Here is a 13469-nt window from a genome sequence, read left to right on the forward strand (position 1 = left end):
TTGAAGAGGGGGCTTCTTATGGGGGCGTACCGCTTCGAAGATGGAGATCACTCACTCTGGTCTCCGGATTAACTTATCCCCCTGTCATCCGGCAGGGGGATCTCTTTATTCAGGCGTCTTTCGCGACCCCTTCGAGCAGCGGTACAAAACGCACCTCGCCCAAGTCCTCAACCTCATAATGATCATCTTTGGTGCGGGTATAGCGCAATAGCTGCTGCACCGATCCGCGCCCTTGCGGGGCGACCATCACCCCATTGATCTTCAGTTGCGATAACAACGGATGCGGCTCATCAGGCAGTGCGGCGGTCACCAGAATACGATCAAATGGCGCCTGCTCCGGCCAACCGTCCCAACCATCGCCGTAGCGATAGATGATGTTTTCCAGCATCAGCCGCTTATGGCGTATTTCCGCCTCCAGCATCAGCGACCGGTAGCGCTCAATGGTGTATACATAGCGGCACAGGCGCGACAGTATAGCGGTCTGATAGCCCGACCCCGTGCCGATTTCCAACACCCGGTGCCGCGCTTCCAGCTTCAGCGATTGCGTCATCAGGGCGACGATATAGGGCTGGGATATAGTCTGTCCCGCCGCGATCGGAATGGCCGAATCTTCCCAGGACCGGTCAAGAAACAGCTCCGGCACAAACAGATCACGCGGCGTATATTCCATCGCGTGCAGCAACCGCGGCTCGGAAATCCCCTGCGCTTTCAGGCTGTTCAGCAGGCGGTGCAGCCGCGTTTCGGGAATGTCGCCCTCTTCGCTCATGACGCCACCTCGATCTTTTTGGGCGCGGCCCCACCAAGGGTTTTGCGCAAATGATGGAAGGTATCATAATGCGTCAGATCCAGATGCAATGGCGTCACCGAAATCCGGTTTTCGGCCACGGCCTTAAGGTCAGTGCCATCAACCAGCGTATGTTCCAGATTATGGAAATTCATCCAGTAATAGTCGCGCCCGCGCGGATCAACGCGTTTAACGGCGTGCATTTCGTGCAGGTCGCGGAACCCTTGCTTGGTCACCTCAACACCGGTCACCGCCTCAGCGTCACAATCGGGGAAGTTGATATTGATGACAATATCCTTGGGCCAGCCATGTTCGAGCAGGTTGGAAATCACCGGTGCACCATAGGCCACCGCAGACGACCACTGCGCCTCAACGTCTATATCGAAATCCAGACACTGTGACAGGGCAATCGACGGCACCCCCAGCGACATGCCTTGCAATGCGCCGGCGACCGTCCCCGACAGCGTCACATCCTGCGCCAGATTAAACCCGCGATTGACGCCTGACAGCACCAGATCCGGCGGCTCAGGCAACAGGTCATTGATCGCAATCTGCACACAGTCGGTCGGCGTGCCACTCACCGCATAGACCTGATGGTCGATCCGCTTGGCCCGCAGCGGTTCATGCAGGGTGATCCCCCGCCCCTTACCCGACTGTTCCGTCAGCGGGGCACAAATCCAAACATCGTCGGACAGGGCATGGGCGATATCACGCAGGACCTTAAGGCCATAAGCCTCGATGCCATCGTCATTGGTTAGTAGAATACGCATGTGACCATCATGGGGGGAAACGCCCCCCATGTACCCCCTTTTCATCAGGAGAAAAACACCCTTGGGGCGGCCCTTCGGGGTTTTTCACATTTTGGGTTTAAATAATTCAGGGCTAAACCTAGTGTGATTTTAGCTAGCTGCGCAAGGGAGAGCCAAGAATATAGCTCAAGAACTCCCCCTGATGCAGGGGGAGCTGATTTTAAGCGATAGCTTAAAGTCAGAGGGGGTTAAACGCCACCTCCGCTCTTTACCCGATATGCGTCAAACCACCCATATAGGGTTGCAGCACCTCAGGGATCGCAATCCGGCCGCCCTCGTCCTGATAGTTTTCCATAATGGCCACCAGAGTGCGCCCAACCGCCAGCCCCGACCCGTTGAGCGTATGGGCAAAGCGTGTGCCTTTTTCGCCGGTCTTGCGGATGCGGGCATCCATGCGTCGGGCCTGAAAATCACCGCAGTTCGAGCAGGATGATATCTCGCGATAGGTATTTTGCGACGGCAGCCATACCTCAAGGTCATAGGTTTTGCGCGCTCCAAAACCCATATCGCCGGTACACAGCAACATGGTGCGGAAGCTTAAACCCAGCTTTTTCAGGATGGTTTCGGCACAGTCGGTCATGCGGTCATGCTCAGCTGCCGACTGTTCAGGCGTGGTGATCGAAACCAGTTCAACCTTTTGAAACTGATGCTGACGGATCATGCCCTTGGTGTCGCGTCCCGCCGATCCGGCCTCAGCGCGGAAACAGTTGGTCAGCGCCGTCAACCGCAGCGGCAGCTCTTCTTCGGAGGTGATCGCATCACGGACAAGATTGGTCAGCGACACTTCCGCGGTGGGTATGAGGTAGCGCTCATCATTCAGGTAATTACCTGAATGATGAAGGCGTGCATATGCTACCCTGGCAACTTCCCATTCTGGTACGCTAAGTTTTCCAGCGAGCATATCGTCAAGGTTCATTTTTGAAAGATCATTGGCATAATCAGCATGATTAAATGAGATCGCCTTAAACAAATCTTCTTCAAACTTAGGCAGTTGCCCTGTGCCAAACAAGGCATGGTCGCGCACCAAAACCGGCGGATTGACCTCCAGATAGCCATGCTCAGCCGTTTGAACGTCCAGCATCCACTGACCGATGGCGCGTTCCAGTCGCGCCAGTTGGCCTTTCAACACCACAAAGCGTGAGCCGCTGATCTTGGCGGCGGCTTCAAAGTCCATCATCGACCCAGAAGGGCCTTTCAGCGCTTCGCCCAGATCGGCATGATCCTTGGCCGCAAAGCTGAGAATATTCGGCGCGCCGTGTTTGCGCAGTTCAACATTGCCGGCTTCGTCTTCGCCTTCCGGCACATCCTCAAACGGCAGATTGGGCAATGACGCCAGCAGGTCTTTCAGCGCCTCACCCTTGGCACGTTCCTGCTCTTGGGCTTCGGCAATCGCGCCTTTCAGGCTCTCAACCTCGGCCATCAGTTCGGCGGCTTTGGCCTCATCCTTCTGAGCCTTGGCCTTACCGATTTCGCCCGACAGTTTTTTCAATTGCGCCTGATTGGTCTCAAACGCGGTCTTGGCGGCGCGCAGATCTTTGTCCAGGGCCAGCAAAGCCTCTACATCAGCCTGCGCGGTCTCACGCCCGCGGGATGACCAGCCCTTGACAAAAATCTCAGGAGTTTCGCGCAAAGCCTTGATATCGTGCATGGTCTTAAGTCCTTAGATCAATGCGGGGGCTAAACCACCCCCTCTGAGATCAAAGCGTGCGCTTTGTCTCAGTGAGAATTCAGAGGGGGTTAAATTAAGCCTCATCCTTGCGGCGCAACTCGATCGCCCGCACACACCAGATCGAAATCTCGTACAGCAACACAATCGGCACGGCCAGCATAAGCTGCGAAATCGGATCAGGCGGGGTCACCACCGCCGCCACCACCACAATCCCCATAATCGCATAACGACGACCCGCGCGCAGCATTTCCGCCGACACCATCCCCGACAGGCCGAGCAAGGTCAGCACCACCGGCAACTGAAAACACAATCCAAACGCCAGCATCAGCGTGGTCACCAGCGCCAGATAGTCCGACACCTTAGGCATCAGTTGTACTGAAACCCCGGCATCGCCAATGATTTGCTGGCTTAAGCTAAACCACAGCACCATCGGCAAAATGATGTAATAGACCAGCGCCATGCCAATAATAAACAGCACTGGTGCGGCAATCAGGAACGGCAGAAACGCCGCCCGCTCACGCTTATAAAGCCCCGGCGCCACAAAGCGATAAACCTGATAGGCCAATACCGGAAAGCTCAGGATAATCGCACCAAATCCGGCCATCTTCATCTTGGTGAAGAAAAACTCCAGCGGCGCGGTATAGATAAGTTCCAGCTTACTATTCCCCATGGGCATGTCCTTGAGGCCCAGCAAAACCGCGACCAGGTCAAACATACCGGCGGGATGGCCGCCGGATTCTTGTTCGGCCGCCAATAGGCGACCTGCCATTGCAAACGGATGCAGCAGAAGCTTATAGATCGGCGTGGCCAGCGCAAAACAGACGATAAAGGCCACGGCAAACGCAACCACCATCCAGATCAGGCGGGTGCGCAGTTCAACCAGATGCTCCATCAGCGGCGCACGCGACGCTTCCATTTCGGCTTCGTCGGGATCAGTGTCCTGAACGACCAGTTGGCTATCGGAATTACTCACTGATCACCTTTTGGGTCACCTTTTTGGCACGGGGCTTTCTAGGTTTGGGCGCCGCATCGACAGATACGGTTTCCGCCGCGACTTTACGGGTACGGCGCGGCTTGGGCGCCGGATTTTCGGGCACATCCGCAGACGCAAGCGTCTCGACTTGCTCAGCATCAGCCGCATCGGGCGACGGCACTTCAGCGCCGTAAGTGTCACTGCTATAGGCACGCGACGGGCTATGGATGGTGTTGTCGATATCCGCCTGAACCGACTTCATCTCTGAATCGATGTCATCGATAATCGGCGACAGAGATTTGCCCGACCGCAAAGCCTCCACCTCCTTGCGCAGATCATCCAATTCGGACTGGCGGGCCATGTCCTCAAAACTGGTGCGAAATTCATCCGCCATAGCGCGCATCTTACCGACAAAGCGGCCCAGTTGGCGCAACATTTTGGGAAGGTCTTTCGGCCCGACAACGATCAGGGCCACGACGGCAATGACTATGAGCTCAGAGGCCCCAATACCGGGCAGCATTAATTCAGGCCCTCATCATACAGGCGTAAAAAACACACAACAGGCCGCCCGCACCTTAAAGCGGGGGCCTGACGGCAATACATGAACCAAGGCTTAGGCAGCCTTGTTTTCGTCTTTCTTTTCGGACGCGGCGACCGTGGTGTCCTTTGAGTCCGGCTCATCTTTCAGGCCGTCCTTGAACGCCTTGATGCCCTTGGCAGCGTCACCCATGATGCCCGACAGCTTACCCTTGCCGCCGAACAGGATCAGCGCCACAACCGCGACAATGGCGATGTGCCAGATGCTGAACGATCCCATGTTACATCTCCTTCACACGATCCGGAAAATTTTCGGATCAGACTTTACCCCATATAGTCAGTCTTTATCCTAACATCAAAGCGGAAATTGGGCCACCTGTCCTTTTCAAGGGGATCAGGGCTTGTCCTCTTCAAATTCAAAAAAGTCCTGATGGAATTCCGGTTGCTCCAGTTCTTCAATCGTCAGCGGATCTTCCGGCGCCTTTATGCCCGATGGGTCGGGCACAAAGAAATCAGCCGGCACATTAAGGTCCAGCAGCCCCGCCGCCCGCATCTCGGACGCCCCCGGCAGATCGGCCAGGCTGGGCAGGGAAAACTGTTCAAGAAACCCTTCGGTCGTGCCATAGGTCACCGGCCGTCCCGGAGAGCGCCGGCGCCCCCTCAGCTTGATCAGATTAAGCTCGTGCAGCACATCCAGCGTTCCACGCGACAGGCCAACGCCCCGAATGGTTTCGATCTCCGCCCGCGTGACCGGCTGATGGTAGGCGATGATGGCCAGGGTCTCAAGCGCCGCCTTGGACAGCTTGCGCGGTTCTTCGCGCTCCTCAACCATCAGATAGGACATATCAATAGCCGTACGAAACTGCCATTTATCCGCCACGATATCAAGCACGACCCCGCGCCCGGCGTAGTGCGCCTTGAGAGCGGCCAGAGCCTTACCGACCTCCGCCCCTTCGGGCAACCGTCGCGCCAAATCCGCCGCCGACAAGGGGCCTGCAGCGGCAAACAACAGTGCCTCAACGGCGCGTTCTGTGCCCTTGGTCACATCTTCAGGTGTCATGATAAACCTCCTGCGCAGATTGTTTTTGTCGCAGATAAAGCGGCTCAAAAACCCCAAGCTGCTGCAGCGACAAAGCCCCCTCCTTGGTTAGCTCCAGTGATGCCGCAAGGGTCGAGGCCAGATAAGAGGGGCGTTTGGGGCCATGTTCACCGACCGGCACCGGGGCTACACTCTCCAGCGTCGTCCACTGGGTCAACTCAGGCAGGATATCGCGCAGGTGATCCCGCGCCTCCTCAAGTTGGTAGGCTTCGGTGCGGCGGGTCGGATCGTAATGCCTATCGATTTCTTTGCGACGCTGGGTGACATAGGCCGTCATAAGGTCAAAAATCGACGCATCAATGCGCGATGACGGCACAATCACCAGCGCCTGCGGATCACCACGGGCAAAGACATCGCGCTTCAATTGCGGTCTGCCCTGAATAGCGTCCACGGCCTTTCTGATGGCGTTCAGCTTTTGCAGCCGAAAAGCCAGGGCGGCGGCCAGTTCCTCAGGCGGCGGTTCGTCCGTCGCCTTACGTTCGGTCTTGGGCAGAAGTAACCGCGATTTGAGATAGGCCAGCCACGACGCCATCACCAGATAATCCGCCGCCAGCGAAAACCGTAACCGACGCGCCTCCTGAATGAAGCGCAAGTACTGTTCAGCCAGAGTGGTGATCGAGATTTTCAGCAAATCGACTTTTTGCTGCCGTGCCAGCTCAAGAAGGACATGCAGTGGCCCTTCATAGCCATCCAGATCAAGCACCAGCGCATCATCGGCTTCGATATCCGGCGCATTGTCAGCCCGGCCATTGTCGAAATCCAGACGATGCTGGAAAACCTCGTTTTCCAGAGTCTGGGCCAGTATATCGTCTTTTGAAAGTTTGGGGGCCACCTTTGCCTACACGCCGCCCAGTTCGCGCATAGCCGCAAGAGACGTGTCCGCAAAGGCTTCGGTCGGATCGGTACGCCGTGGGGACGACTTATCGATACGCGACAAAGCTTGTTGAAGGCGCAGACGCGCTTCATCAATATTGACAGGCTCAATCCGTTTGTTCAGGCGCGCCCACGCGGCCTCAAACCGCTTTTGTGCAATCCCGCGCAATCGGGGGCTATGGGCGACCACGGCCTCCATCTCCTCCATCTTGCCATTACAGTGCAACATGACGTCACAGCCCGCGGCGCGCGCGGCCTTGACGCGGTCAGTCATCGTACCACTTAGGGCATTCATCGACAGATCATCCGTCAAAAGCAGGCCATCAAAGCCGATTTTTTGGCGGATCAGGCGGATCATTTTGCGGGATGTCGTCGCCGGATGTTTGCGTTCATAGGCATCATAGACAATATGCGCCGTCATCCCCAACGGCATATCGGCGTTCACCTCAAACGGCAGGAAATCAACGGCTTCCAGTTCCTGACGCGTCGCCGTCACCACCGGCAAAGCATGGTGACTGTCGGCCACAGCACGGCCATGTCCCGGCAAGTGCTTGATCACCGGCAAGACCCCACCCGCCAGCAAACCTTCGCAAGTCGCACGCCCCATGACGGCGACCGTCTCGGCGTCAAACCCATAGCCACGGTCACCCACTATATCATGCCCGCCCGGCAAAGGCACATCCAGCACCGGCGCGCAGTCAACATTGATCCCAAGCTCATAAAGATCAGCCGCCATCAGTCGGGCACTAAGGCGCACCAATTCGCGTTGCTCATATATATCATTACTGACACGGGCAAATGTACCCGCCGCCGGATAAGCCGGCCAGTGCGGCGATTTGAGGCGTTGAACCCGCCCGCCCTCCTGATCAATCAGGATCAATACATTCGGATGGCCTGCGCTGGCTTTCAGATCCGCGACAAGACGTTTTACCTGCTCCGGATTATCAATATTGCGACCGAACAGAATAAAGCCCAGTGGCCGCTCCCGCCGGAAAAACTCCGCTTCCCGATGGGTTAGCTCAAGGCCGGAACAGCCCAGTATGCACGCTTTAACCACAGCATAACCCTACCTGACAAAGCAGGACTTGCCTGCCGATTTCAGCGCGTCACAAAAGGCCTTAGCCTTGTCTTTCGAGGCAAAGCCGCTGAAGGACGTACGGTACAATGTCGTGCCGTCACGGTCCACGGTCTCTACCGATTTTTTAGTTCCAGACACAAACAGGCCGTAGCTGGAAGCCAGGGCAGCATATTGTTGATCTGCAATTTCACGTGACGCAAAGGCACCGATCTGAACCGCAGCCCCAGCCCCCGCAGTTACAGGCTTTGGTGTTTCAACTTTTGCAATGGGCGCAGGCACCTCAGCAGGGACTGCCGGAGCCGACGCAGGCGCTTCAACCGCATTACCCGGAATGGCGCCGATTTTAGCCTCTGCGGGCGGGGGAGCTTCGGACACGGTGGCCGAGGCGTCAGCACGCGCTATCGGGTCTTCGGTGCCCGGTGCAAATTTAGGCTCGGCATCCGGCGCTACCGGGTCAAGCAGATCCTCATCGGTCAGAGGGCGTGCATCTTCGATGCGATTGTCCTTATAGTTGGACAGCGACTCACCTATCTCTGCCATATCCTTTCGGCTGTTGAGGCCGGAATTATAGAACATAACCACCGCCAGCAGCAGCACCACCAGAACAATCCCGCTGGCAATCAGGGTAATCGGCGTTTGTGGACGCCCGCCATTGCCGCCTTGTCTGGCTTCATAGCTCAGATTATCCTCTGTGGGCGGTGTATATGTCCCGCGATCCTTATCAACCATAACCGTCAGACCCTGTGATCAAAAATTTCTGCCCCGGCTTTATCAAGCCGCCCAGAGACGCGCAACGATTCGCCAAAGGCTATCTGCGCCACCATGAGCGCAGGAATCATCTTAAACTGTAGGTCTATTTTGGCATCTATATGGCGAAAATCCAGAGGTGATTCGCCTCAGGGCCATGTTTTGTTCCGCAATCGCCCGCTTAGGTAAACGAAAACAACTTACGATGCTCGTCTATGGCGTACGAATCGGTCATGCCGGCAATATAATCGCATATGACCCGCGCCCTGCCGGCTTCTGTATCCTTTGAACAGACCAGTTGATACCATTCTTCCGGCAGCACGTCCTGCTCTTCCATATAGAGGTTGAACATCTGATTGAGGATGCGCTTGGCATGAGAGCGCGTGCGATTGAGGTGATGGTGTTTATACATGCGCGCAAACAGGAAAGCCCGCAACCGTGACAAACTCTCCATTACCGGAGCCGAGAATGTTACCATCTGGCGCGAGGCCAGACGTACATCCTCTGCGGAGGCAATATTATCAGCCTCAAGGCGGCTCAGGGTTTCCGTGGTGACATCATTAATCATGGTGCCGATCATGCGCCGCACGCCTTCAAGGCGCAGCATCCGGTCGTCTATATCAGGCCAGTCTTTTTCAGTCGACGCTAACGCCGGGCCAATCAGCGGCACGTCTCTGAGATCATCGATCGTAAACAATCCGGCCTTAAGTCCATCATCAACATCATGATTATTATAGGCGATATCGTCAGCGATAGCGGCGATCTGGGCTTCAATTGACGCATAAGTATCCATGCGTAAATCATAGATATCATTGAAATCCTTGACGGCCTTCCAGCTTGGCCGCGACAGAAGATGCACTGACGGGCCATTATGCTTTATGATGCCTTCAAGCGTCTCCCAGGTCAGGTTCAGTCCTTCAAAGGCCGGATAGCGATTCTCCAGCTTTGTGACGACGCGAAAGGTCTGAACATTGTGATCAAAGCCGCCCCACGGCTCCATGCACTTATGCAGTTCGTCCTCACCGGCATGACCAAACGGGGGGTGGCCCAGATCATGAGCCAGAGCCACGGTCTCTGCCAGATCCTGCTCAACATTCAGCGACAAAGCCAGTGAGCGCGCAATTTGCGCCACCTCCAGTGAATGCGTAAGACGCGTACGGAAATAATCGCCTTCGTTGGCGACAAACACCTGGGTTTTGCCTTTCAGGCGCCGGAAGGCCGTGCAGTGAATGATGCGGTCGCGGTCGCGGGCGAAGGGCGTGCGCGTGGAGCTTTCATCTTCACGATGAAGGCGGCCGCGGCTTTCACCTGCATTTTCAGCATAGGGCGACAGGGTCACGTCGATTTTATCCATATAATACAAGTCTGTTGTGAGACTATATTCGCCTAAATCCGAAACAAACACCTAAATTCAGGCTGTAATTGCCAAAATTTTTAAAGGATGGCTGAACTTCGGCGCAAATCCGACTATATAGGACCTATGAGCACTTCACATTCCATCTCCTTGTCCGCCGCCGCCGCGCGCCACATCAATACCCTGTCCGCTGAGTCCGGTCATGAAATCATGCTTCGGGTCGCGGTCGAAGGCGGCGGCTGTTCGGGTTTTCAGTACCAGCTTGATCTGGTCGATGTCTCAGAAGACGGGGATAGCATCATTAGCTATGAAGGCGCGCGTGCGCTGGTCGATGAGGTTTCAGCGCCTTTGTTAAGTGGATCCATCATTGATTATGTTGAGGAACTGGTAGGGTCGCAGTTTAAAATCCTTAATCCCAACGCCAAGTCTTCCTGTGGTTGCGGTGTTTCTTTTTCCATTTAAAAAACAGATATTTTCATGAAAATTGCGACCTGGAACGTCAACTCTGTCAATGCGCGGCTTGAAGTCATCATCAACTGGTTTCGTGACGAACGCCCGGATGTCTGCTCGCTTCAGGAACTAAAGTGTATCGACGAAAAATTTCCCTATGAGGCCTTTGAATCGCTGGGCTACAACATCGTCGTTCACGGCCAGAAGACCTATAATGGCGTCGCTATTCTGTCGAAATTTCCGCTTTCCGACATTACCAAAGGCCTGAAAGGCGAGGACGAAGACGAACAATCCCGCTACCTCGAAGCCGTGGTTGATGCCCCGACACCTTTTCGGGTGACCTCTATATATCTGCCTAACGGCAATCCGCTGGGGACCGAAAAATATAGCTATAAGCTACGCTGGATTGACAGGCTTTATGCCCGCGCCACTGAACTTTTACAGTTCGAAGAGGCTACGATTTTATCCGGCGATTTCAACATCATACCAGAACCAATTGACTGTTACAATCCGGCGGTGTGGATGGACGACGCGTTGTTTCAACCGCAGGTGCGAGCTGCATTTCGTAAGTTTAAAAATCTGGGCTATACGGATGCGTTCGATGTTCTGCCCCCGGCTGATAACCGCTATACTTTCTGGGATTATCAGGCCGGCGCCTGGCAAAAGAACGAAGGCATCCGCATCGACCACCACCTCTTGTCGCCGCAAGCCGCCGACAAACTATCCGGCTTTACCATCCATAAGGCGACGCGCGGCATAGCCACCGATAACGCCAAAGCTTCAGACCACGTGCCGGTCAGCGTTGAATTTGCACCCTGACTTAGCCTAAGCTGATCCTGAAAGGCTGATTCCACCTATGGATGAGACACTGCGGGTCATGTTGTGGTTTTTGGTGGGCGGCCTTGGCCTGCTCATCCTCTCGTCAGTCGTATTGTGGTGGTTTGAGTCCAGCCGCCGCCTGACGCGCGGATTATTGCGCGCACTGGGCAAACCGGCAGATGCCATAATCTATGACCTTGATGGGCAAAAGGCCGCAGGCCTTGATTTTACGGCGGGCGATGTCGCCGTTTTATGGGAACATGGTCGTCAAGGACTGGTGTTCAGCTTTGATGAGATCGATGGTGCCGAGCTGATTGTCGACGAAAAAATCGTGGCCCGCACCCAAAAAGGCGAAACCCGCCGGGTGATGGATGAGACCTACCCTAATGCGGGTCAGGTCACGCTAAGGCTAATGTTTGACGATGTTGAGACGCCTGAGTTCGAAGTCGAATTGTTTGGAAAGCTTACTCAGAACCCGGTGCACCCAAAAACCGCCGCCGATGCCGTGCGCCTGGGGCGTAAATGGCTGTCGCATGTTGATGCTGTGATTAAACGCCCGCCCAGCGTCAGGTCTCGCCCTTCAGGCGAAGATCATGACCTTGATGACACGCCGGACGAATAAAGCCGTCTAAATTCAACAAAGACTTTAACTGCCCCCTTACCCGCTGATATAATTCATGGTTAATATGCGCACATTCAGCGGGGTGGACTGATTGGAACGGTTTTTACCGACATTGATAATTCTATCGGCGGCAGGCATTGCGATTCTGCTGATCCTTTATCGTGTCTGGAACTCACGCGTTGAGCAGCCTAAAAAGCTTGAGGACGAACTCAATGAAGCGCTGGACGGCACCCGCCCCGACGTTCAGGCGCTTGAACCCGTCAGGCGGGCCGCCTGCGCCATAGCCTATAACCTCAATCGTGTGGTGATTGTGCGGGAGTTCGGAAAGATTCCGACGCGCATCTATCCCATGCGCGAATTGATGGGCATTGAAATCTTCGTAGATTCAAAGGTCGTGGCCCGGGTTTTACGCTCCGGCCCGCATAAAATGCTGGATGATATTGCCCCACAGGTTAATCGCGTCACCATGCGGCTTATCTTCGACGATCCCGCGCGACCTGATTTCGAGCTGGTGCTCTGGGATCCGAACGACAGCCTCACCGCACGCGCCGAAGGCCCCCGTGGGGCTATGGAAACGGCCCGGCGCTGGTTTTATCATGTCGAAGCCGTCATTCGCCGCCCGAAGGATGAGTTAGAGGTGAAGGCCAAAGAGGCCGCGCCGCCCGAATCTCCGGCACCGACACCGCCCTCCACGCCAACACCACCGAACACGCATAAACCGTTCCCGCCCCCTGGGGAATCAGTGGTAGCCCCGCCTGCAAAGCCGGTCGCCCCAAAAGACACGTCTGATGTACTTGATGCGCCCATCATTCCCTACCTTGACCTGAGACCCTGACGGAAAATACAACTGTCGCCACGCTGTTGCGGCCTTGTAAGGGCCAGAGCCGTCATGATAGTCATGAAGGGTTGTGAACGGAGATCGCTATGTGGACCCTTGCGCTGGCCTGCGCTTTCTTCCTGTGTATCCACCTGATGATTTCCGGAACGGTGTTGAAACTTCAGATCATTGGCGCGATTGGCCCCACCGCCTATTACATCTTGTTTTCGCTGTTTTCGCTGGCAGGGTTGATATGGATGATGCACGCCTATGCCATAGCTATGGTGGATCCGCTTAATCTACGGGTATGGCAAGCCCCTGTTTTATTGAAAGCCCTGGCGTTTGTAACCAACTTCGTCGCGTTTCAGTTGGTGATTATCGGCTTTTTAAATCGCAGCCCGACGGGCATGGGCGCTTTGAAACACCTGAGTGACAAACCGGTATACGGCATTATCCGCGTATCCCGTCATCCGATTTTGTCAGGTATCGGCTTATGGGCCCTGACGCACATGGCCTGCAATGGCAATCTGGCGGCCTGGATATTTTTCGGGTCGCTGTTTGCCCTGTGCGCACTGGGGGCGAACAGCATTGATAACAAGCGGTTGGTACTGATGGGTGACACCTATCGCTCTATTAAAAAGCGCACTTCGATTGTGCCATTTGTCGCTATCCTGACAGGCCGCACCCCGTTCGTGCCGGCTGAGATCGGAATGGTCAAATTCCTGTTTGCATCGTCCATATATTTCGTAGTTCTGGTGTTCCACGAATTTATGTTCGGCCTCTCGGCGGTATGATTTTTACGCGCAACTTATCCAAAAACCGCTTCACACTTTTTGGA

General features: G+C 55.3%; 16 protein-coding genes. 5 read left to right on the plus strand and 11 right to left on the minus strand.

The window, feature by feature from the left end:
• Window positions 1-109 precede the first annotated feature (109 nt).
• The 11 genes from PQU98_RS02690 to PQU98_RS02740 all read right to left on the minus strand — a co-directional run bounded on the left by PQU98_RS02690 (window position 110) and on the right by PQU98_RS02740 (window position 9923).
• Window positions 110-766, minus strand: coding sequence for a protein-L-isoaspartate(D-aspartate) O-methyltransferase (locus tag PQU98_RS02690; RefSeq protein WP_272743328.1), 657 nt, complete (start codon window positions 764-766; stop codon window positions 110-112).
• Window positions 763-1554, minus strand: a complete 792-nt coding sequence (gene surE, locus PQU98_RS02695) for a 5'/3'-nucleotidase SurE (protein ID WP_272743329.1) — start codon at window positions 1552-1554, stop codon at window positions 763-765. Before surE ends, PQU98_RS02690 begins: the two co-directional genes overlap by 4 nt.
• A gap of 247 nt (window positions 1555-1801) precedes the next feature.
• Window positions 1802-3241: a serine--tRNA ligase gene (gene serS, locus PQU98_RS02700; RefSeq protein WP_272743330.1), complete on the minus strand. Its 1440-nt coding sequence runs from the start codon at window positions 3239-3241 to the stop codon at window positions 1802-1804.
• A gap of 94 nt (window positions 3242-3335) precedes the next feature.
• Window positions 3336-4178 carry a twin-arginine translocase subunit TatC gene (gene tatC, locus PQU98_RS02705; RefSeq protein WP_272744477.1) on the minus strand — a complete coding sequence of 281 codons (843 nt, stop codon included), beginning with the start codon at window positions 4176-4178 and terminating at the stop codon, window positions 3336-3338.
• Between the two features lie 49 nt (window positions 4179-4227).
• The gene (gene tatB / locus PQU98_RS02710) at window positions 4228-4755 is read right to left on the minus strand and encodes a Sec-independent protein translocase protein TatB (RefSeq protein ID WP_272743331.1); all 528 of its coding nucleotides are present in this window, start codon (window positions 4753-4755) and stop codon (window positions 4228-4230) included.
• Window positions 4756-4848: 93 nt separating this feature from the next.
• The gene (gene tatA, locus PQU98_RS02715; RefSeq protein ID WP_189486785.1) at window positions 4849-5052 is read right to left on the minus strand and encodes a twin-arginine translocase TatA/TatE family subunit; all 204 of its coding nucleotides are present in this window, start codon (window positions 5050-5052) and stop codon (window positions 4849-4851) included.
• A 114-nt stretch (window positions 5053-5166) separates the two neighbouring features.
• Window positions 5167-5832, minus strand: a complete 666-nt coding sequence (gene scpB, locus PQU98_RS02720) for an SMC-Scp complex subunit ScpB (RefSeq protein ID WP_272743332.1) — start codon at window positions 5830-5832, stop codon at window positions 5167-5169.
• On the minus strand, window positions 5822-6703 hold the full coding sequence (locus tag PQU98_RS02725) for a segregation and condensation protein A (RefSeq protein ID WP_438263855.1): 882 nt from the start codon (window positions 6701-6703) through the stop codon (window positions 5822-5824). Before PQU98_RS02725 ends, scpB begins: the two co-directional genes overlap by 11 nt.
• 6 nt (window positions 6704-6709) lie before the next feature.
• Window positions 6710-7801, minus strand: coding sequence for a beta-N-acetylhexosaminidase (nagZ, locus tag PQU98_RS02730; protein WP_272743334.1), 1092 nt, complete (start codon window positions 7799-7801; stop codon window positions 6710-6712).
• Window positions 7802-7810: 9 nt separating this feature from the next.
• The gene (locus PQU98_RS02735; RefSeq protein ID WP_272743336.1) at window positions 7811-8551 is read right to left on the minus strand and encodes an SPOR domain-containing protein; all 741 of its coding nucleotides are present in this window, start codon (window positions 8549-8551) and stop codon (window positions 7811-7813) included.
• A gap of 199 nt (window positions 8552-8750) precedes the next feature.
• Window positions 8751-9923: a deoxyguanosinetriphosphate triphosphohydrolase gene (locus PQU98_RS02740; protein ID WP_272743338.1), complete on the minus strand. Its 1173-nt coding sequence runs from the start codon at window positions 9921-9923 to the stop codon at window positions 8751-8753.
• A 126-nt stretch (window positions 9924-10049) separates the two neighbouring features.
• Between PQU98_RS02740 and PQU98_RS02745 the strand changes: the two genes are divergently transcribed.
• From PQU98_RS02745 to PQU98_RS02765, 5 genes are all read left to right on the plus strand, one after another.
• Window positions 10050-10385, plus strand: a complete 336-nt coding sequence (locus PQU98_RS02745) for a HesB/IscA family protein (protein ID WP_272743339.1) — start codon at window positions 10050-10052, stop codon at window positions 10383-10385.
• 15 nt (window positions 10386-10400) lie between these two features.
• Window positions 10401-11192 (plus strand): exodeoxyribonuclease III, encoded by a 792-nt coding sequence (xth, locus tag PQU98_RS02750; protein WP_272743340.1) that lies wholly within the window; start codon window positions 10401-10403, stop codon window positions 11190-11192.
• 37 nt (window positions 11193-11229) lie between these two features.
• Window positions 11230-11814, plus strand: coding sequence for a hypothetical protein (locus PQU98_RS02755; RefSeq protein ID WP_272743341.1), 585 nt, complete (start codon window positions 11230-11232; stop codon window positions 11812-11814).
• Between the two features lie 91 nt (window positions 11815-11905).
• Complete coding sequence (locus PQU98_RS02760; RefSeq protein WP_272743342.1) at window positions 11906-12649, plus strand: hypothetical protein; 744 nt, start codon at window positions 11906-11908, stop codon at window positions 12647-12649.
• 89 nt (window positions 12650-12738) lie between these two features.
• On the plus strand, window positions 12739-13425 hold the full coding sequence (locus tag PQU98_RS02765) for an NnrU family protein (RefSeq protein WP_272743343.1): 687 nt from the start codon (window positions 12739-12741) through the stop codon (window positions 13423-13425).
• The last annotated feature ends 44 nt before the right edge of the window (window positions 13426-13469 follow it).

Source organism: Asticcacaulis machinosus, assembly GCF_028550435.1.
Classification (GTDB): domain Bacteria; phylum Pseudomonadota; class Alphaproteobacteria; order Caulobacterales; family Caulobacteraceae; genus Asticcacaulis; species Asticcacaulis machinosus.

Coding starts and splice junctions, on each gene's coding strand:
- PQU98_RS02755 (WP_272743341.1), top strand. CDS start 11,230: ATGGATGAGACACTGCGGGTCATGTTGTGGTTTTTGGTGGGCGGCCTT.
- PQU98_RS02690 (WP_272743328.1), bottom strand. CDS start 766: ATGAGCGAAGAGGGCGACATTCCCGAAACGCGGCTGCACCGCCTGCTG.
- serS (WP_272743330.1), bottom strand. CDS start 3,241: ATGCACGATATCAAGGCTTTGCGCGAAACTCCTGAGATTTTTGTCAAG.
- PQU98_RS02745 (WP_272743339.1), top strand. CDS start 10,050: ATGAGCACTTCACATTCCATCTCCTTGTCCGCCGCCGCCGCGCGCCAC.
- surE (WP_272743329.1), bottom strand. CDS start 1,554: ATGCGTATTCTACTAACCAATGACGATGGCATCGAGGCTTATGGCCTT.
- PQU98_RS02740 (WP_272743338.1), bottom strand. CDS start 9,923: ATGGATAAAATCGACGTGACCCTGTCGCCCTATGCTGAAAATGCAGGT.
- tatB (WP_272743331.1), bottom strand. CDS start 4,755: ATGCTGCCCGGTATTGGGGCCTCTGAGCTCATAGTCATTGCCGTCGTG.
- tatC (WP_272744477.1), bottom strand. CDS start 4,178: ATGGAAGCGTCGCGTGCGCCGCTGATGGAGCATCTGGTTGAACTGCGC.
- xth (WP_272743340.1), top strand. CDS start 10,401: ATGAAAATTGCGACCTGGAACGTCAACTCTGTCAATGCGCGGCTTGAA.
- tatA (WP_189486785.1), bottom strand. CDS start 5,052: ATGGGATCGTTCAGCATCTGGCACATCGCCATTGTCGCGGTTGTGGCG.
- PQU98_RS02765 (WP_272743343.1), top strand. CDS start 12,739: ATGTGGACCCTTGCGCTGGCCTGCGCTTTCTTCCTGTGTATCCACCTG.
- scpB (WP_272743332.1), bottom strand. CDS start 5,832: ATGACACCTGAAGATGTGACCAAGGGCACAGAACGCGCCGTTGAGGCA.
- PQU98_RS02735 (WP_272743336.1), bottom strand. CDS start 8,551: ATGGTTGATAAGGATCGCGGGACATATACACCGCCCACAGAGGATAAT.